The 19,840-nt window shown below is 47.9% G+C and carries 16 protein-coding genes, 2 tRNA genes and 1 pseudogene; 8 read left to right on the top strand and 11 right to left on the bottom strand.

Translation table 11 applies throughout. The annotated features are described in order from the left end of the window. The first annotated feature begins 37 nt into the window (after positions 1-37). The 3 genes from ACUZ8J_RS09415 to ACUZ8J_RS09405 all read left to right on the top strand — a co-directional run bounded on the left by ACUZ8J_RS09415 (position 38) and on the right by ACUZ8J_RS09405 (position 3,087). Entirely contained in the window at positions 38-2,167 is a 2,130-nt protein-coding gene (locus tag ACUZ8J_RS09415) for an alpha-amylase family protein (protein WP_446693670.1), read from the top strand. Positions 2,168-2,284: 117 nt separating this feature from the next. After that, entirely contained in the window at positions 2,285-2,668 is a 384-nt protein-coding gene (gene gloA2, locus ACUZ8J_RS09410; protein ID WP_446693669.1) for an SMU1112c/YaeR family gloxylase I-like metalloprotein, read from the top strand. Positions 2,669-2,877: 209 nt separating this feature from the next. Further along, positions 2,878-3,087 carry a hypothetical protein gene (locus ACUZ8J_RS09405; protein WP_446693668.1) on the top strand — a complete coding sequence of 70 codons (210 nt, stop codon included), beginning with the start codon at positions 2,878-2,880 and terminating at the stop codon, positions 3,085-3,087. A gap of 110 nt (positions 3,088-3,197) precedes the next feature. On the opposite strand, the pseudogene ACUZ8J_RS09400 reads toward ACUZ8J_RS09405, so the two are convergent. The 5 genes and pseudogenes from ACUZ8J_RS09400 to dnaQ all read right to left on the bottom strand — a co-directional run bounded on the left by ACUZ8J_RS09400 (position 3,198) and on the right by dnaQ (position 7,221). Next, a pseudogene (locus tag ACUZ8J_RS09400) lies at positions 3,198-4,412 on the bottom strand (IS3 family transposase). A gap of 103 nt (positions 4,413-4,515) precedes the next feature. Continuing rightward, positions 4,516-4,592, bottom strand: a tRNA-Asp gene (locus ACUZ8J_RS09395). 56 nt (positions 4,593-4,648) lie between these two features. Beyond that, a tRNA-Asp gene (locus ACUZ8J_RS09390) sits at positions 4,649-4,725 on the bottom strand. A gap of 167 nt (positions 4,726-4,892) precedes the next feature. Further along, positions 4,893-6,356, bottom strand: a complete 1,464-nt coding sequence (locus ACUZ8J_RS09385; protein ID WP_446694925.1) for a TIGR03503 family protein — start codon at positions 6,354-6,356, stop codon at positions 4,893-4,895. 136 nt (positions 6,357-6,492) lie between these two features. Next, the gene (dnaQ, locus tag ACUZ8J_RS09380) at positions 6,493-7,221 is read right to left on the bottom strand and encodes a DNA polymerase III subunit epsilon (RefSeq protein ID WP_011717296.1); all 729 of its coding nucleotides are present in this window, start codon (positions 7,219-7,221) and stop codon (positions 6,493-6,495) included. A gap of 70 nt (positions 7,222-7,291) precedes the next feature. Here dnaQ and rnhA point away from each other — a divergent pair, with 70 nt between their 5' ends. Continuing rightward, positions 7,292-7,768, top strand: a complete 477-nt coding sequence (gene rnhA / locus ACUZ8J_RS09375) for a ribonuclease HI (RefSeq protein WP_109285850.1) — start codon at positions 7,292-7,294, stop codon at positions 7,766-7,768. Between the two features lie 36 nt (positions 7,769-7,804). Here the strand turns inward: rnhA and ACUZ8J_RS09370 are convergent, their stop codons facing one another. Both ACUZ8J_RS09370 and ACUZ8J_RS09365 read right to left on the bottom strand, forming a co-directional pair. After that, positions 7,805-8,704 carry a LysR substrate-binding domain-containing protein gene (locus ACUZ8J_RS09370; protein WP_011717298.1) on the bottom strand — a complete coding sequence of 300 codons (900 nt, stop codon included), beginning with the start codon at positions 8,702-8,704 and terminating at the stop codon, positions 7,805-7,807. 23 nt (positions 8,705-8,727) lie between these two features. Next, positions 8,728-9,462, bottom strand: a complete 735-nt coding sequence (locus ACUZ8J_RS09365; RefSeq protein ID WP_088211290.1) for a class I SAM-dependent methyltransferase — start codon at positions 9,460-9,462, stop codon at positions 8,728-8,730. Between the two features lie 183 nt (positions 9,463-9,645). Between ACUZ8J_RS09365 and gloB the strand changes: the two genes are divergently transcribed. After that, on the top strand, positions 9,646-10,449 hold the full coding sequence (gloB, locus tag ACUZ8J_RS09360) for a hydroxyacylglutathione hydrolase (protein ID WP_446693667.1): 804 nt from the start codon (positions 9,646-9,648) through the stop codon (positions 10,447-10,449). A 252-nt stretch (positions 10,450-10,701) separates the two neighbouring features. Next, on the top strand, positions 10,702-12,249 hold the full coding sequence (locus ACUZ8J_RS09355; RefSeq protein WP_446693666.1) for a LysM peptidoglycan-binding domain-containing protein: 1,548 nt from the start codon (positions 10,702-10,704) through the stop codon (positions 12,247-12,249). Positions 12,250-12,499: 250 nt separating this feature from the next. On the opposite strand, the gene ACUZ8J_RS09350 is transcribed toward ACUZ8J_RS09355, so the two are convergent. Genes ACUZ8J_RS09350 through ACUZ8J_RS09340 form a run of 3 tightly spaced genes read right to left on the bottom strand, consistent with a single transcriptional unit; the run spans position 12,500 to position 15,519 of the window. Further along, positions 12,500-13,159, bottom strand: coding sequence for a BsuPI-related putative proteinase inhibitor (locus tag ACUZ8J_RS09350; RefSeq protein ID WP_446693665.1), 660 nt, complete (start codon positions 13,157-13,159; stop codon positions 12,500-12,502). A 2-nt stretch (positions 13,160-13,161) separates the two neighbouring features. Continuing rightward, complete coding sequence (locus tag ACUZ8J_RS09345) at positions 13,162-14,982, bottom strand: AsmA family protein (RefSeq protein WP_446693664.1); 1,821 nt, start codon at positions 14,980-14,982, stop codon at positions 13,162-13,164. A gap of 42 nt (positions 14,983-15,024) precedes the next feature. Next, the gene (locus ACUZ8J_RS09340; protein ID WP_446693663.1) at positions 15,025-15,519 is read right to left on the bottom strand and encodes a putative 4-hydroxy-4-methyl-2-oxoglutarate aldolase; all 495 of its coding nucleotides are present in this window, start codon (positions 15,517-15,519) and stop codon (positions 15,025-15,027) included. 219 nt (positions 15,520-15,738) lie between these two features. Between ACUZ8J_RS09340 and ACUZ8J_RS09335 the strand changes: the two genes are divergently transcribed. Further along, positions 15,739-16,059: a hypothetical protein gene (locus tag ACUZ8J_RS09335; RefSeq protein ID WP_086904120.1), complete on the top strand. Its 321-nt coding sequence runs from the start codon at positions 15,739-15,741 to the stop codon at positions 16,057-16,059. Between the two features lie 200 nt (positions 16,060-16,259). Here the strand turns inward: ACUZ8J_RS09335 and ACUZ8J_RS09330 are convergent, their stop codons facing one another. Then, on the bottom strand, positions 16,260-18,050 hold the full coding sequence (locus tag ACUZ8J_RS09330) for a DUF885 domain-containing protein (protein WP_446693662.1): 1,791 nt from the start codon (positions 18,048-18,050) through the stop codon (positions 16,260-16,262). Positions 18,051-18,361: 311 nt separating this feature from the next. Here ACUZ8J_RS09330 and ACUZ8J_RS09325 point away from each other — a divergent pair, with 311 nt between their 5' ends. Beyond that, positions 18,362-19,813: a DEAD/DEAH box helicase gene (locus ACUZ8J_RS09325; protein WP_446693661.1), complete on the top strand. Its 1,452-nt coding sequence runs from the start codon at positions 18,362-18,364 to the stop codon at positions 19,811-19,813. Positions 19,814-19,840: the final 27 nt, after the last annotated feature.

Raw genomic sequence — 19,840 nt, 5'->3', positions numbered from 1 at the left:
CCACCGTTTGGCCGCCAAGTCAGTAAAGGAATCTAGGTTGAATTTTCTATTATCTAACAGCAGCAAACGTCGCGCTTATCGCTGGCAACAGGGATTTAGCTTACTGGCCCTCAGCAGCATTAGCACCTTTTGCACCATGGCCGAACCAGCAATCATCACTCAAGCAACGGCGTTACAAGCAGGGGCGGCTAAAACTATGGCTGCCAATCCAAATGTGGCCGAAGGAAAAATCCTGCCAGCCCATCACAATGGCGAGCAAGCAGACAAGTTTAAGCCCGTTATTTATCAAATTTTTACCCGACTCTATGGCAATAAAAACACCACCAATAAACCTTGGGGCACGATTAGCGAAAACGGTGTGGGTAAATTTAATGATATTGATGACACAGCGCTCAAAAGTATCAAAGACTTAGGCGTTACCCATGTATGGTATACGGGTGTGCCCCACCACGCCTTAATTGGCGATTACAGTGCGATTGGCGTCAGTCACGATGATCCCGATGTGGTTAAGGGCCGCGCCGGTTCGCCCTATGCGGTTAAAGATTATTACAACGTAAACCCCGATTTAGCCGTCGATCCCGCAAAGCGCTTACAGGAGTTTCAGGCACTTATCGAGCGCACCCACAAGCAAGGCTTAAAGGTGATTATCGATATAGTCCCTAACCATGTGGCGCGTAATTACCATTCCATCACTAAGCCCGAGGGCGTGCGTGATTTTGGTGAAGTCGATAATCAAACCCTTGAATATGCAAAGCATAATAACTTTTACTATGTGACTGATAAAAAGCAATCCTCTGGCTTCCAAGTGCCCGATTTGCCAGAGAGTCTCAAACCGTTAGGCGGCGAGTCGCATCCCCTAAGTGATGGTCAATTTGAAGAGATCCCCGCCAAATGGACGGGCAACGGCTCACGCCTGGCCAAGCCGGATATGAACGACTGGTATGAAACCGTTAAAATCAATTACGGTGTCCGCCCCGATGGCAGCCATGATTTCCCCGCACTGCCGCCACGCTATGCCACACTCGGCGCCGAGCAGCACTATGCTTTTTGGCAGCAACGAACCCGTGAATTACCGAACTCTTGGATCAAGTTCAATCAAATTGCCCAGTATTGGTTAGCGATGGGAGTCGATGGATTTCGTTACGATATGGCCGAAATGGTGCCAGTCGAGTTTTGGAGCTATTTAAATAGCCATATAAAACATAGCCATCCCGAAACCTTTATCTTAGCTGAGGTCTACAACCCAGCGCTGTATTGCGACTATATTCAGCTCGGCAAAATGGATTACCTCTACGACAAGGTCGATCTTTACGACACCCTCAAAGCCATTATGGCAGGGCAAAAAAGTACCGCGCAGATCGCCGCGGATCAGGCCAAAGTGCAAGATATCGACTCGCATATGCTGCACTTTTTAGAAAACCACGACGAACAGCGCATCGCCAATGCCGCCTTTTTAGGCGCCTTAACTGGTAACACCTCAACAGATGCGGTCGCTCCCCGCTACGCCCTGCCTGCAATGGTGGTGTCAGCAACCTTAAGTGCCTCACCCACCTTGCTTTATTTCGGTCAAGAAGTAGGAGAAGCGGCGACGCAAAACCTAGGCTTTGGCCATGCGTCACGCACCAGTATTTTTGATTATGCGGGTGTTCCCGCCCATCAGCGCTGGATGAATCAAGGTAAGTTTGATGGTGGCCAATCAACCGCCACAGAAGTCGCGCTGCGCACCTATTATCAAAAATTATTGAACCTCAGCACGGGGAAAAATACGCCTGCACTCTTGGGGCAATATTTCTCGCTGGATGAAACTAACCGCAGCGCGGTATCAGCCGCAAATGCTAGCAATAAGACTAATAATAAGACCAACAATGGCAGCGCAACGGGTTATGATGACTCAACCTTCGCCTTTGTCCGCTTTGAGGCCAATGCCGACGATTTCAAAGGTCAAAAGCTGATTATTGTCAGTAACTTTAGTCAAACCCAAGCCAAGTCATTCTCCCTTAAACTGCCCCGATCTCTGATTGCGCAATGGCAGTTAACCGATACAAACTATCCCCTTAAGGATTTACTGGAAGACCATACGGCGCAGTTAATTGTCGAGCGAGGTGAAGGACAAGTTCAGTTGCAGCTTGCACCTCTCTCCTCCGCGATATTTGAACTCGTCCATTAGCCCTCTAGCGAAGTAAGAAAAAATCTTAGGTTAGCGCCAGAGTCACACTTAGTTGTGACTCTGGCTTTTTTAAAACACACTAGCGTAAACATCAGTTAAACAGTACAGAGGCAAGCCATGTTACTCGGCATTCACCATGCAGCGATTATTTGCAGTGACTATCAAAAGTCCAAACACTTTTATGTGACTATTCTTGGCCTTAGCGTGCTTGCAGAGCATTATCGTGAGGCACGCCAGTCCTACAAACTCGATTTACAACTGCCGGATATGAGTCAAATCGAGTTGTTTTCCTTCGACAATCCTCCCAAACGCCCAAGCTATCCCGAAGCCTGCGGCCTTAGGCATCTCGCCTTTCGCGTCGCATCGATTGAAACGGCGATCGAGCATCTTACGGCCCATGATGTCGCAGTCGAACCCGTCCGCATCGACGAATACACAGGCAAAAAGTTCACCTTCTTTAGCGATCCCGACGGCTTACCCCTAGAGTTATATGAGCTATAACCAGAATCCTCACTGTATTAAAAATATAAATAAAACAGTGCACTAAAATAGTGGATTCACGCAACGAATAAGATGAATAAAGCTTAATTACGCAAAGGGATATTTAGCAGTAGACTCAATTCAGCGGCGCAGCACTAGCTCATCGTTTGACCAATACGGCACAGTAACAGGGCTGCGCTTACCAAGCGCTAATCATTGAGGAACTTAAGGTGTTTGATAATCCAGCAATATTGTTATGGAGTTTAGTCTTTGGCCTCTTTGGTCTTGGCTTTTTCACCTACGGCAAACGCCAAGCCGCCCCCATCCCTCTGGCCGTCGGCCTCACCCTGATGATTTACCCTTATTTTGTCACCAATCTCGCGCTACTTATCGCCATCGGCATCGCCCTTATCGCACTTCCCTATGTTGTAAGAATATGATTTGGGGTAGTAGAAACAATCTAAACCAGAAGTAGGAGTGAAAGATGGGAAAAGATAAAATAATTGAGTGAAAGTGTCTCGTCCTGAAATAAGTTGACACTTATTTCCACCTAAAACGCCTGATGTACCTCATCGGGCGTTTTGTACTTTAAGGCCAAATGTGGCCGCCGTTGATTATAGATGGCAACGGCTTCTGCCACCATTTGTCGCGCCTCCTCCAGCGTTGCGGGCTTATGTGTTAAAAACTCCTGCTTCAATATGCCGTTTACTCGCTCTGCTAAGGCATTTTGATAGCAGTCATATCCGTCTGTCATTGAACATGTCACGCCATGATGTGCGTGAACCGCTTGATACGCGTTTGAGCAGTACTGTATCCCTCGGTCTGAGTGGTGTATCAGCGGTTTACTTTTATCTTGTCGCTGCTTCAGCGCCCGTTTGTAGGCCGTGAGCACCCCGTCTGTTTTAAGATTATCATCAACATGATAGCCCACAATTTTTCGTGACCAGGCATCGGTCACCAAGCTTAAATAGGCTTCATTATCTTGCAGTGGTAGATAGGTAATATCAGCCACCCAGACTTGCTCTGAGCGGCTGATGTCCACTTGCTGCTCACTGGGCTTAAGCAAGTTGGGATGACACCTGAATCGATGATGGCTATGGGTCGTTTTATGGTACGCCCGTTTCGGCGTGACCAACAAACGATGCGTCCTAAGACAGCGAAATAACCGGTCTCGTCCTATCACTATTTGATGCATTTTGTTGAGTAAATACTGCAGTTTACGCGTACCGACTCGCGGTTGAAATAACCGTTCATATTGCACCGTTTGCACCACCTGTCGCTCCCTTTGCTCCCATTCTGTTTGCCGCTGGCATTGCTGATAATACGCCTGGCGACTGATGCCAAGGTAACGACAGTATTGAGTGACGCGATAACCTACGGTCGTTTTTTCTTGGAGCGTTTCGCGGGTGGCTTTTTACGACGGATATCCCGTAGTCAGTTCTGAGTTTTTCGACAATGGCTTCGAAGAACGCCGCTTTCATGCGGGTATCTTCAAGTTCAGCTTCGAGGGCTTTTATCTTTTGCTCGGGGTAAGCTCGGTGGGTTCAGTCATCAACTGTCCTCGCATTGATGTAGGCGGCGTCCCTAGGGACCAGTCCAGTTTGCCGTGCTTGCGTAACCACACTAACACGGTGGAGCACCCTTGAATACCGTACTTGTCTTGCGCCTGCTTATAGGTCAGTTCGCCTTTTTCCACTTGGTCGACAACCGCCAATTTAAAAGCGAGGGAATAATCACGTTGAGTTCGTTTAATTGTTGAAGTCATTACACTCTCCAAAATGAGTTTGAAAAGTGTCAACGCTATTTAGGACGGGTCAGACTAAAATCAAAAAGCCCATGCTATTTAATAGCATGGGCTTCATGAATGTTGGCGGAGCGGACGGGACTCGAACCCGCGACCCCCGGCGTGACAGGCCGGTATTCTAACCAACTGAACTACCGCTCCAAACTTTTATTATACCGCTACTAGAGCACTATAATATTAACTTTCAACAACTTGACTGGCGGAGCGGACGGGACTCGAACCCGCGACCCCCGGCGTGACAGGCCGGTATTCTAACCAACTGAACTACCGCTCCACTCAAGTTGCGGTGAATAATACGGTTGAGCGTTCGAAGCGTCAACCGTTTTTTTCACTCAATTGCATCGTTTAGTTAAAATTTCACCAAACTTAACAAAACCCCATGATAAATGAACAAAATATCTTCAAACTGGCGTCTAAAACGCCTGACTGTTGGCCATTGATTTAGCGGCGATGATCCGGCTCGTCTGGCATGGTCAAATCAATCTCATCGAGCGATGGCGCCTCTGGCTTATTCTGCCCTGCCTCATCTAACATCCGTTGCTCTGCGGCGGCCAGTGCCTGCGCGAGACTTTGACGCTTACGCCAAACTATCAGCCCCACAACCCCAAGCAGTAGTAACACAGCATTGATGGTGATGATCCAAAACAGCGCATCCTGTTTTGCCACGGCTTCTTCTTCTGCGGCCTTTTGCGCTGCAACCGCAGCTAACTCCTCGGCACTCGGCGGCGGTTCGGGTGGCTGCACTAAGTTAAAGAAGAGTTCTGGCAAATCGAGCAGGATTTCACGGCCTGTGACTGTGGTGGTCGCCACAGTGCCTTTAATTCGATAACTGCCAAACTCGGTCACAGGCGGTATCGGCAGTTCAGTGTCGCTCTCTTTAAGCCCATGAACGACGAGGGGAAGTTGCAAACCTGCCGGTCCAACAAGCTCGAATGAAAAATGGGTTTCAGCCAGTTGCAGCACACTGCTATCGGCGTGCAGCATTATTTTCCATCGCCCCGTTAACGGATCATCAGGGGTGATCACCTCGGCATTCACAGGGCGTGGCGATAAGGTAAAGGGAAAAGAAACCTGTCGTTCAAACACATTATTACGGGCTTGGACCACAAAGTCGTACTCACCCCAGGGCTGTTTTAGATTGATATCGCTGGTAAACATGCCATCGTCGGGTCTTTCATCGAACTTTTCGCCATTATCTTTGTAAGAGCCGACGATAATGTCACCGGCGGCAAAGTTTTCATCCCCAGCGCGATGTTTACTGACAAAATGCGCGGTCCACTCGACAAGATAATCGAGCCCCGGCATGCGCACCCGCTCCGCATCTCCCATCAGTTGAGCAACGACTTTGGTTTCTTCACCTTGGAATAACGGCTGCGGCAGTTGCTGCACTTCAATCTCAAGTTTAGAAACCCGCTTAAGTTGCGAGCCCGGCACGACCTTACCCACCAGCTGCCAAGGGCCTGGCTGAGGCGACTCGATATATATAATGTCGCCAGTAATGCCATCGACCCATTTAACCGTTTCAGGGTGACGGTTGGAGTACCACTTGCTGCCGTCGGGCAATACGATGACCACTGGCGCAGAGCCGTACTCCCGCTGGATCAACAGCGTCATGCTGCTGACCATATGATCCACCCGAAAGCGATTTTTAAGCTCAGAGGCGGTATCGACGGGCACCACTTTTCGAGTAGCAGGCTTGGTCGGCTTGGCTTGAGTGGTTTGACTCGGCTTAGCATCAACTGGCTTTTCGGCGCTCGCTTTCACGTCAGCGGGTTTATCTGCACTCGTTTTAGCCTCAGTGACTTTTGGCTCACTGACTTTGAGCTCACTAACCTTAGATGCACTGACTTGAGCATCATTGGGTTTAGCGGCACTGGGCTGCGCCTCTTGGGCCTTTGACGCCATATTGGCGGGCGACTGAGCGGTATTAACGGCAGGTTCGGCATCGGCCGCCAGCAAAGAGGTGCTCAAGCAGAGGCCGCCGAGCACTAATGTGGTATTTCGTAGGGATTTTCGCAGCGACATCGTCATAGGCAATAAATTATCCTCTCCAGAGGCATTTTCCTGATTTTGCGACTAAATCAAGACGCTTTTCATGCATAACGAGTTCATCGGCCGATGCGCTGATCACTTTAAGATTAAGTGATGCGGGATCAAAGCGTTGGATGCCCCCCGCCTCTTGACCGACTTCATCGTTGGAGAGATTGAACTTGGTCTGTCCGCCTGTCATCGCCAAATACACATCGGCTAAGATCTCGGCGTCGAGTAATGCTCCGTGGTACAGGCGGCGGGAGTTATCGATACCGTAGCGCTTACACAGGGCGTCTAAGTTGTTCTTTTGGCCGGGATGCAAAAATTTTGCGATATCGAGGGAGTCTAAGATCTCACAGATTTCACTGGTCTTTGGCCCTAATGGCTGCAGCAGCGAAAATTCATGGTCCATAAAGCTCACGTCGAAGTTTGCGTTATGGGCCACAATTTCGGCGCCACTGATAAAATCGATAAACTCTTGCGCTATCTGATGGAATCTAGGCTCATTGGCGACACGCTCATCGGTAATGCCGTGAACCGCAATCGCTTCTGGGTCAATCGCTTGGCCGGGATTGATATATTGATGGAAATAACGGCCCGTTAAACGGCGGTTGATCACCTCAACACACCCTATCTCAATAATTCTGTGGCCTAAATACACTGCACCACTGCCTTGGTTCATACCCGTGGTTTCAGTATCCAAAATAACCTGACGGCTTGCGTTTGAGATAATATTCATACTTTTATGCGCTTCTTATGACATTTTTTGGTTATACTCGGCCGGTATTTACGCTGCGGATAACCATTTGATGACTGAACTAAAACTGATCCACATCTTCACCGATGGCTCTTGCTTAGGCAACCCTGGCCCCGGTGGCTATGGCATTGTAATGAATTATAAGGGCCATACAAAGGAGATGTCCGATGGTTTTGCCCTGACGACCAATAATCGCATGGAATTATTAGCCCCCATCGTTGCCCTCGAGGCGTTAAAAGAGCCTTGCAAGGTCATTTTAACCAGCGATAGCCAATATATGCGCCAAGGGATCACCACTTGGATCCATGGCTGGAAGAAAAAAGGCTGGATGACCTCGAATCGTACACCAGTGAAAAATGTCGACCTCTGGAAACGGTTAGACAAAGCCGCCCAGCTGCATCAAATTGATTGGCGTTGGGTTAAAGGCCACGCGGGTCACGCCGAAAACGAGCGCTGCGATCAACTCGCTCGCGCCGCCGCTGAAGCAAGCCCTACCCAAGTCGATGAAGGCTATCAGGCAGAGTCCTAATACCTGCATTCATTTCGCCGCTGAACGTTGCGCCGTTTATTCCCGAGATAAATGGAAAAAATTACCGCAAAACTGCACAAAGGCTAGACCTAATGATGTGGCTTGGCGGCTCTTGTGAGTAATGCGATAAAACTGTCGCTCCAGCACTAGGCCTTCGATGGTTACCAGTGCCAGCTCTTTTCGGCTGATATCTTTATCCAGTGCCAGTTCCGAGAGCACGCCCAATCCAGCGCCTTGTTTAACCGCAAGCTTAATGGCATCGGGCGTGGTAAAACAAAATTTTGCCTCGGGCTGCATACCTAATTCATTGGCTGCATTGACAAAATATTCACGCGTGCCGGAGCCTTCTTCCCTTAATACCCAAGATTGGCCTTTGACCGCTGCGGGTTTAACCGTCTGCCCCGCGAGGGGATGCGCCGGATGACAAAAGACTAATAGTCTGTCCTTATGCCAAGGCTCAATATTCAAGCGATTATCGGTGCAATGTCCTTCGATAAACCCCATTTCGGCGCGAAATTGTGCGACCGATTGGATCACTTCTTGGGTATTGGTAATGGCCACATCCACATGGGTTTGCGTATGTTGCTGACAAAAGGCCACCGCCGCTTTTGCTAACAAATAGTTACCAATCGTGGAACTGGCGCTCACGCTTAAATGCCCGACTAAATCGCCGTCTTGGCGCGTGAACGCCTGCTCGATTTGCTCGACTCTATGTAACAAGTCCGTCGCCAGTGGCAGTAACAAATTCCCTTGGGAGTTGAGCTGTAATCGATTGCCAATCCGCTCAAATAAACGAGCGTTGAGCTGCTTTTCTAATTCGGCCAAGGCCATGGAGGTCGCAGGCGGCGATAGATTAACTTGCTCCGCCGCTTTTGCTACTTGTCCACTGCGTGCAACGGCTTCAAATACCGCAAGTTGCCTTAAGGTTATTCGCATAACAGACTCATTAATGAATGAAATTATTTGGTATGTTCGGATAAATGCCCAGTTCGACCCGCGCTCGGGGCCGTGGTCCAATTTGGCTGTAACACTTTACGTTTGTCGCGGATAGGCGTTAATGGCGACTCTAATTTACGCGCCACAATCAAATATAAGCTGCCCGCACTGGGTAGCCATGAGGCCAAGGTTTGCTGCATAAAACGGCCGTCATTAAACTCACCAATTAACGGGTGATAGACTAAACGTTCATCGCTGACCACTTGATAGCCCAATAGTCCTAACCAGTCTCGTACTCGAGACGGCATAAAAAAACGCCCACACCAGGGTAGATTGTCCTGATATTTTGGCCATAACTTACCGAGAAACACTGGGCTTAAGGGATTAAAACCCACAATAAATAAGTATCCGCCGGCGATCAGCACCCTGTCGGTTTCCCGCAGGATACGGTAGGGATCTGCTTCAAATTCGAGCAACAGACTCATCAGCACGGCATCGATCACCCCATTCTGTAGGGGTAAATGGCAAAAATCACCAATTAACGAGGCATTAGGTTCTGAGCACAGAGAGAAATGGTGGGCAACGGGGGATGCCATACTCGAAAGATCGGCGCTTAAGGGGCCAAGTTTGAGTAAGTGGTAGCCAAACACCCTTGGCCACCAATCGGCAAGCTTATCGGCAACGGCTTGTTGGAGTGCAGGACCATTGGGCAAATCGTCCCATTGCTCGGGTTTGCGCATAGCACTGTTATACGACACAAGTCTCCTCCCTTCCCGTTACTCTTAACTTAATGGTGGATGCAATCACCCATCTTGCTCTTTGCCACCATAGCGTTGTCTTTAGCGTATGTCATGAGCAATTATCATGCACTGTCGCCAAGTGAGCCCCTCTTATGGATAATAACCTTATCTTCAAAACGAAATACAGCAATCGGCGGTGCTATGCTCACTATAACAGCGATTAATGCCTTTAATGACAATTATATCTGGGTGTTGCGACAAGACTCCCAGCAAGCCGTATATGTGGTTGACCCGGGCGATGCCAATGTCGTACTCGACTACTTGTGCGCCCAGCAACTCTCACTAGCGGGTATTTTGATCACCCATCACCACAGGGATCACACGGGTGGGATCCCCGCCCTCGCGGCCCATGTTAAGCAGACCACAGGCCATGCCTTAGCCGTTTATGGTCCACAAAGTGAAGATATTCACGGCATCAATCAGCCAATTGACCCAACGCTGAGTGATACGCTCGTCCTACCTTTTATTGATTCGCCCGTACGTATCCTGTCCGTTCCCGGGCATACGGCTGGGCATATCGCCTATCTGGTTGATGACGCACTATTTTGCGGTGATACGCTCTTTAGCGCAGGCTGCGGCCGCTTATTTGAGGGCACACCAAGCCAAATGTGGCAATCCTTAAGCCTGCTCGCGGCGCTGCCCGATAAAACCCGAGTGTATTGCGCCCATGAGTACACCCTCGCCAACCTGAAATTTGCCCAAACGGTCGATGCAGATAATGAAGCGCTCAACGCCTATGTGGAGCAAGCAAGCACCCTTCGCGCGCAAGGCAAAGCCACCATTCCTTCCACGATCGGATTAGAGCGAGCCATTAATCCCTTCCTTAGACCGTTGGCGCCCACCATAGTCAACAGCATAAAAAATCAGTTTTGTGATCAAGATCTGACTAAAGCAGACGAACTGACCTGTTTTACCCTACTCAGGCAGTGGAAAGATATTTTTTAGTAAAAAACGATCTATTTATGGCTGAAATTTATACAGTTTTTTCCATTTTTGATGATGTAAATCAAAAGTGACCCTACAAGATGTACGATAATTTAGGGACAAGATCAAAAAGATCCCATAGAATGGCTCGTTTTTGCGTGAATACTTTGCGCTCTGTGTTGCCACTATTTACATAATAATCAATTTGTTAGCTCAACGAGGCTCGATGAGATTGTGCAGTGGCAATGCACTAACAGAGGACTATCGTTTTCCATGAGAGTATCACTTTATGTTGTAGTAGGGGGATTTGCCCTACTCACAGGTTGTCAGACTTTAGACAACCATCAGGTGACCAAACCTGAAGCTGAAACCGTCACAACCGAAAATACCGTCCCACAGTATTATCTCGCAACCGAACCCGAGTCGGCGCAAATTACTGATGTGTGGGAGCGAATTCGTCAAGGAATGCAACTCCCAGTTCCTGACAAAAAATTAGTTAATTATTATCGCGATTGGTACATCAAGAACCCTAAACATCTCGAAGTGATTTCTGAGCGTGCGGCGCCTTACATGTATTTGATCGTCGAAGAGCTTGAAAAGCGCCATCTCCCCATTGAGATCGCGTTGCTGCCGATTATCGAAAGCGCCTTCGATCCCAGTGCGTCCTCTGCCAGTGCCGCCTCAGGGCTTTGGCAATTTACAACCCCAATGGCCAGCCATTTTGGGTTAGAGATGAACTGGTGGTACGACGGCCGTCGTGATGTGCCCGCCTCCACGGTGGCCGCGTTGGACATGCTCGAATACCTGTACGACAAAACCAATAATAATTGGCTTTATGCGATTGCAGCTTACAACTCGGGTGAGTCTCGCGTCCTCAATGCGATTAAACGCAATGAAGATAAAGGCCTTAAAACCGACTTTTGGTCACTGGATCTGCCAAAAGAGACAGAGCGTTATGTGCCACAATTGTTGGCCCTCGCCGAAGTGATTAAACATGCCGACGAGTACGGCATTACACTAGCGCCAATTGACAACAGCCCTTCTATTGAAGTGGTTGATATCGATAGCCAAATTGACTTGGCCATGGCGGCTGGGCTCGCCAATATGACGACCCATGAGCTATTAAAACTCAATCCTGGATACAACCGCTGGGCCACTGCACCGACGGGACCCCATACGCTGGTATTGCCGATTGATAAGTCAGAAGAGTTTAAAAAAGCACTGGCCGAAACCGAGAGTGAAGCCCGTGTAAGTTGGCTCAGATACACCATTAAATCCGGTGACAGTATCGGCGCCATTGCCAAGAAACACCATACCACAGTCAATGCGATCCGTGCGGCTAATGGTATGAAAAGTAACAATATTGTTGCGGGTAGGCACCTAATTATTCCGGTCTCTGCCGACGATAAACAGCTGTATGCGATGTCGACCAGCCAGAAGTTACCTAAAAAAGCGGCAACTTCCACCTCTGGTAATAAGTTGACTTACCAAGTGAAATCCGGCGATACCCTGTGGCAAATCGCACAAAATCATAAGGTATCGGTGAAGCAACTCACCGCTTGGAACCATTTAAGCAAAGACAGTAAATTGCAGATGGGCCAAAAACTGACCATAGTTGCGCCGTCAACCCAAGCGGAAGCGGAGCAAATTCGCACCGTCAGCTACAAGGTGAAATCTGGCGACTCCTTAGCGCGTATTGCTAGCAAGTTTAAAGTCACGGTTGCCGAGCTGCTCGAGTGGAACAGCTTAACCTCATCGCAATACATTCAACCCGGCCAAGTGTTAAAGCTGGTTGTGGATGAAAGCAATTTAAATGCCTAATGCTGAGTTTGAAAACGACTTAGATATTGAGTTAAGTCTGACTCATCGGCGAAAGAGCCACAAGCCTTCACACTTAAGCCATTTGTAATAATGGCAAACAAAAAGGCAGTAACCCTGGGTTACTGCCTTTTTTATTCGCAAGGATCCAGACTAAATTGCCTCGAGGCTTGTCCTTTGAAAACCGCTACCTTTCAATCTGCAATGTTAAATACACTGCAGTTTGAAGGAATCACGTAATCTTTAGCTCGCGTTACTCAAGGGTTAGCAAGTACACGACGGGCGCCATTGCTGGCAATTCGCTCTCCAGCGCCTTAGCGGCAAATTGCGCCTCAAGATGGGCTCCTTCATTTGGGATCCCTGCCAAGGCTTTTGGCGGGATCGCAAACCTGACCACCAGCTCCTCACCTGCGGCTAACTGAGTATCACGCAGGGCTTGAGTAAACATCATATCGTCAGACCAAGCCCAAAGACGCTTTCCTTGCACTGTGGTCAGTAGCAAATCGGCAGTCATACCCGAGTGATAACGCAGTGCAACCGCCTGAGTCGAGGGATTGCGAACCGTTAATGTTGCCTTAAGCGGTTGTTTAAAATCCACAAAAGCATCGAGGGAAAGCGTACCCGTGAGCAAAGCCTGAGACGGTTTGTTCGATACCTGTTCCACTTTTAAGCTGGATTTTGCTTCAATTCCCTGTAGTTTCGCCGCTAAATCGGCGGTCTGTACCACTTCAGGTTGTTTAGCCGCCTCGGTACGAATATCGGTTTTTGGCACATTCGTCTGGGCTTGCGGGGCAAAGCAGCCAAACAGCTGCCCCGCCACCAATGCCATCCCAAGCGGGCGCGCAATGCGCGTTAATGCCTGCTTAGGTTGAAGCTTGCTCCCGGACACTTGCTTAGCGGTGTGTTTTCCCATGCCTAAAAACCACCGAGTTTTTTCAGTAGGGAGTCCTTTAATTTATCCTTGGCTTTATCCGTTTCTTCCTTCAACTGATTGTTCAGCAGCGCTTGGGTATCTAAAGCATATTCAGGTTTTTGGAAGGTACCGGTGATCGCAAGTGGAATATCAATGCCAGCCAAGGCATTTTTCTCGCTACCGCCCTGACCTTTGAGGGAGTTCACTAAGGTCGTGGTCAATCGGTAATCCAAGCCTTCGGTCAGCAGGTTTGCACTGCCCTTACCCGCTACCCGTAATAGCGGTGATGACATGGCAAGATCAGGATTTGTCGCTACACCGTTCTCCAGGCTGAAGTTACCCGTCAGGCTCGAGAAGTCGGTTTTACGCTCTTCTTTGGTGTCGGCGGACATATCCCCCTTTAACTTGGCCTGAGCGCTACGGATCATTTGCGGAATATTCACCCCGTAAAGGGCACCGTCGGTAATATCAAAACGGCCATTAGCAAGTAGGTTTTTCTTCAACTGCTCTGGAATTAAACTCTTACCTTTACCCTTAACGTTGAAATTGGCTGTACCGGCCAGAATTTCCAGCTCGGCGGCATCTTTTAGTAATGGACGGATCTGAACACCCGAAATTTGCTTATCAAATTGGTAACTGGCAACTTTTGAGCGGGCATCAACCTGCGCATTCAGCATCAACTTACCTTGGTAAAGATCCGCAGTCAGTTGCTTAAGGTCAACCACACCATTCTTAATGCCTAAATCCATCAACCAGTTTTGCGTTGATAAGTTCGCCACCTTGATGGATTTGACCGCTAATGTCAGTTTGGCATCTAAGCCATTGAGCGCGGTCAGGTCGGGCTCTACCGCCTGAGCCTGTGAAGGCGTGGCAGCAGCTTGCTTTTCGGTCGTATCAGATTTTGGCAATAAGGCATCGAGGTCAATGTCACCCAGCTGGAAATCTGCGTTAATTTGCGGCACTTTACCGCCGTAATTCACCGCCAACTTACCCGCTGCATTGATATCCATCGCCGTTAATTTACTGATGTCTGCCGACAACTGCTTTTTATCTAATGCGATTTGGCTGTTTAGGCTAACCTCAGCAGTCAATTTTTTATTGGGGATCCCCTCGCCTTCAACTTGAGTCTCAATATCCAGCTTCTCAATCACCAGCTGATTAAAATCATGGCTTAACTTGATTTGTCCTTCGCCTTTGCTGCTCACTGTCATATCCGGCAGGGTCGCGGCAAATTCGTAGGCCATAGGCGCAAATTTATCGAGTGAAAATGCCCCCAGCGTAAATTGCTTCAAGGTTAAGGTTTGGGTTTGTCCCTTGGCTTCATCAATCAAATTGATTTCGGTATTGGTAATCGAAACGCCGCCCACATCAATGCTCGTTAATTGTGCTTTGGCGCTTGGCTCGGCAGGCGTTGTTGGTTTTTCAGCGCCCTTGCCAGTTAAGCCATCGAGGCTCGAACTGCCATTTTTACGGGTGACCAGATTGATTTTTGCACCATCAAGGCTTAGCTGCGCAATTTCAATTTGCTTGCTAAACAGTGGCATAAGCTCAACTTCTGCCACAGCCTTATTCACTTCAAGCATCGCTTTGGGTGTAAATCCCTCGGGATTAGAGAGTGAAATCCCCCCTAGATTAATCCCAACCGTCGGGAAAAATGTCCACGACAAATCATCACCGATGACAAGCTCACGCCCTGTCTGCTTTTTAACGGCGTTGACAATTTCTGGTTTAAAATCATTAGGGTCGAAAAATACGGTGAGATATAAGGTGACTGCAACCACTAAGGTCACCAGAAGAGCTAAAAGCCACTTAATGAATTTCATAGAAACATCCTTATCAATAACATCTTGAATTTTTGATAACACTTAACTTAGAAAGGCAAAATTTAATGACGCCTCGCTCACGGCAATGCCATTCTCATCGGCATAAAGCATCATGCCGGGTTTTACTGTCACAGCGCCAAACTCAATCGGCACATCGATTTGGCCTTGGTTTAATTTTTCGGTCTTGATGGGCATTGCCCCTAATGCATAGACGCCAAGATTAAAAGTAGAAAGCCTTGCCACATCACGGACATAGCCATTAATCACCACACCTTGCCAACCGTTATCGAGGGCACTTTGCGCAATCAAATCCCCTAATAACGCCCGCCGGGGTGAGCCGCCGCCATCAACCACCAATACTTTTCCATGACCGGGCTGGGCCAGCACTTCTTTCACTTTGGAGTTATCTTCAAAACATTTGACCGTTACAACTTCACCCCAAAACAAACGCTTACCACCAAAACTGCGAAATTTGAGCGGTAACAGCGACAGTTTTGTAGGGTAGTGATCGAACAAATCAGGCAATAGATCAAGCATTTGGATCTCCGCGAAGTGAAAAGTTTAGACTAACCATTATTGTAGACCCCTACAAGCCCAATGCGAAACTCGACTTTTTAATGAGGTTTACACTTTAAATAGTTTATGAGCATTGGCATAAACATGATAATCTGCGATAGTTAACCTCCTATGACACCCGCTTGGGTACGTTAATTCATTATTTAGCTTCTCAACTTCTTGTAATAAAGTGAACACCAAATGACAACAGATCTTGATTTGCAAAGCGCTATTGCCGCGCTCGATGAATATGGATATGAGAAAAAAGCCTCAACGGATCTTGAGCAAGCCCGTAATAAACAACAAATGGGGAAATATATCAAATCCCTAGACTACAGTTTACGTCGATTATTGATATTGCAAGAAACTGTTAACGAATTAGTAGAAGAAAAGAAACATCAGCTCGCACAACAAGAAAACATTCAAACCTATAAAACCAAAATCATCAACCTCTCTCGCGAATTAAACCTTTCCTACGAAGAAGTTTTAGCCATCATGGCAGAGTCTAGCACTAAGAAATAACCCCCTTCGATAATCAGCACATCTCCCTTTGTCTGCGAACATCTCGATTCAATACGGAATATCAGGATTTTTGCTTGAGTGATTTTGCGATCTTAAGGACATCATGAAATATCATTCATGATTAATGCATGATGTTAGCGAATGACGTTTAGAGAACAGATATAAGGCGCTCAGTTAGCGCCTTATATCTGGGTGATGGATTACTGCTCTAACATTAATTGGCGAATATATTTCACCGGCGCGCTACCATAACTTAAAAACTTCTCATGGAATGCTTTTAGGTCAAAATCCTTGCCTTTGAGCTGCTTATATTCTTCGCGGAAATCGTAAATTTCGCGGTAACCCGAGTAGTAACTGGTCAGCTGCACTTGGCTTAGGGTGGCACGGCGCCATTTACCTTCCGCCTCAGCACGTTGCTGGAACGCTTCATCCATCATCAGACTAATGGCTTGCTCTTCAGTCATGCCTTTAACATGAATGCTGTAGTCTAAGATGGTGTTACAGATAACACGTAAATTCCACTTGTAATACATCAACCACATTTCAGGCTCGAAATTACCATAACCCTCTTCGAGCATCATGCGTTCGGTATAAACGGCCCAACCTTCGACCATAGCGCCATTACCAAATAAGCTTTTCACTAAGCTTGGTGACTCATTGGAATAAACTAATTGGGTGTAGTGTCCAGGAATCGCCTCATGGATATTTAAAATCTGTAATATCCAGTGGTTATATTCGCGTAAATAGCTTTCTGCGGATTCATCACTCATACCATCGAGTGGCGTGACGTTATAATAGGTATTGCCTAATTTATCATAGGGGCCAGGGGCACTAATCGAAGCTCCCGCATAACCACGCATATACTCAGGGGTTTCACGCACGACTAATGGTTTTTTAGGATCTAAGGTCACTAAGTCTTTTTGATTTACAAATTCAATCAACTCAGGAATTTGTTTACGCACTTCGCTCACAAAGTCATCACGCTTAACGTGCTCTGTCGATAATTTATCAATCAATTGGCGAATCGCGATTTTATTGTCGGCAGGTTTTGGCGTAGTGAAATATTTTGGCCACAGCTTGTCGGTGATCTTCGCCATTTCACCTTGCACTCTTTCTTTATCCGCCATGGCTTTTTGATAAAGCTGTTTTGCTGTCATGCCCGCTTGGATATCAAAGGCAAACTTTTGCTCGTATAATTCTTCACCAATTCTAAAACTGCGAGCGCCGTCTTTTTTCAATTGGCTGACCTGTGCATTTAACCAAGTAATATGTTCGTTAATCGCTTTCGTTGCCGTGTCGAAACGGGATTTAAACAGCGATTTTTCCGCATCTGACAGACCCGAATCCGCCACTTGCTTCAATAAATCATCGGAAAAGACCGAAAACGCACCTTGGTTTTGCATCACAGCCAATTCAGTGTGTTCTAGCGTTGGCCGCTGAATATTGCTGCGCGCCGCGGCGTAATAGGCAGGGATGTTTTCCATTCTGGCCAATACGGAGCGTAATCTGCCATCCAGTGGCGCAAAGTTTTCATTGATGATTTGTGCAAAACCGCCCGCTACGTTATAGCTCGAGGGATCCCATTGCCAAGATTTAAAGTCGGTGATTTCCCACGCCATGCTGTTTAGTAGGTTATCAATTAAGTGATAATCGATGGTTTCGTTAGAGCTCAGTGACTTAAGTTCAAACTGTTTCAGCTTTGCCTGCTGAGTTTTTACAAAGGCAAGCGTCTTAACACGGCTGGCTTCATTGGGGATTTCTAAATAGCCATCATTAACATGTTTGCCGCTGTAGAGCGCCCAGGTTGGCGCTAATTGCCACAAATCATCGATAAAGGTCTGGCTAAATTGTGCAAAGGGGCTGGTCTTCACATCAGCACCGACCACGCTTGATTTGGCGGTATCGGCTGACGCTTGAGTTGATTGCGATTGGCAACCCGCAAGGCTAGTGAGCGATAACAAGATCGCAAGAGAGATGGCGGTTTTCTTCATTCTTTTTCGTCCTTTTTATATTTATGCGTTAATTCCAGTGCCTCGAGGCGACCGTAAGCGTCTAAAACTTAACTCATCAGACGCCAATAAAAGGACTTAAGTTAATCATATCAGCCGCCTAATTGCAGCTGTGTTGCAAGCGAATACATGCCCAGTTACAAATTTGTAAGCTCGAGTGCCGATAGCGCTCAGCTATCAACCTGCGTGAGATAATCCCCTATTCCACTATTGCTACTGCTATAATAGCGACCTGCTTCGCTGTTCGCCTCAGGCCTACAGTTTGCCAATAAATCATTTAGTTGAGACTCTCAATGCCATTCTCCCAACTTGGATTACACAGCGCGCTTGTCAAAGCGGTGACTGAACTGGGTTACACGAACCCCACGCCGATACAGACAAAGGCCATACCCAGCATTTTAGCGGGCAAGAATGTGCTTGCCGCAGCGCAAACGGGCACAGGTAAAACCGCCAGTTTTGTGCTGCCGCTGCTACACAGATTCGCCGATGCCCCCAAGATCCGCCCTAAGCGAGTGCGCGCCATCATACTCACCCCGACACGTGAGTTAGCGCTTCAGGTCGAAGAAAATATCAACCAATATGCCAAGTATTTACCTTTAACAGCCATGGCCATGTACGGTGGTGTCGACGCCGCGCCGCAAAAGAAACGGCTGATTGAAGGCGTGGATTTACTGGTGGCCACACCTGGGCGTTTGCTCGACATGTATACCCAAAGGGCTATTCGATTCGATGAAGTCTCAGTATTGGTGCTCGACGAAGCCGACCGCATGCTCGATATGGGCTTTATCGAAGATATTAATAGCATCATCGAAAAGCTGCCCGAGCAGAGACAAAACCTCTTATTTTCAGCCACCTTATCGAAACAGGTGAAAGCGCTGGCGAAATCCGCTATTCCGGACGCCATCGAAATTGAAATCAGCCGTAAGAGCGCGGCGTCGACTCATATTGACCAATGGTTGACCACAGTCGATAAAGATAAAAAGTCAGCGTTGCTGAGTCATTTGATCCAAGAAAATAACTGGTCACAGGCGTTAATTTTTATCCAAACCAAACACGGCGCAGCCAAATTGGTTAGCCAGTTAGAAAAGCGTGGCATTGTTGCAGAGGCTTTTCACAGTGGCCGCAGCCAAGCGGTGCGCGAGCAACTGCTGATCGATTTTAAAGCGGGTAAAGTCTCCTTCTTGGTCGCCACGGGCGTGGCCTCACGTGGCATTGATATCGATGCCTTAGCGCGGGTGATTAACTACGACTTACCCGATGAAGCCGACGACTATATTCACCGCATTGGCCGTACCGGACGTGCGGGTAATCAAGGTGAAGCGATTTCCTTTGTTTCTAAGGATGATTTCAGAAACCTATGCGCCATCGAGCGTCGCTTGGGTCATGTTATCGTGCGCAGGGAGATAGCAGGCTTTGAGCCGAAAAAAGTTGTGCCGATTTCTATACTCGATTTTGTGCCTAAATCGGCATCGACAACAGAGCGTAAACCCCATAAATCCGCCGACACAAGTGCTCAACCCCGCCCCTATTCGAGTGGCAAGCCGGGCACCTTTGAGGCGACACAAGCCAAGAAACATCGTAGTGCCAAAGCGACTCCTGCGCCTAAGGCCCCAAAGACAGGGACGGATACTCGTTCAGATAGCCGCCCTGCAAACCCTCTGCAAGGTAATCCATGGCAAAACAGCATTAAGCCGCAGGGCGATAGCGAACCCCAAGCAAATCCTTGGCACAAAAGCACTAAGTGAATTAGCAGCTTATTAACGAATTAACTC

Source organism: Shewanella sp. Koi 1 (genome assembly GCF_052907445.1).
Note: the sequence above shows the minus strand (reverse complement) of the source record. Positions and strands in the feature narration are given on the sequence as shown.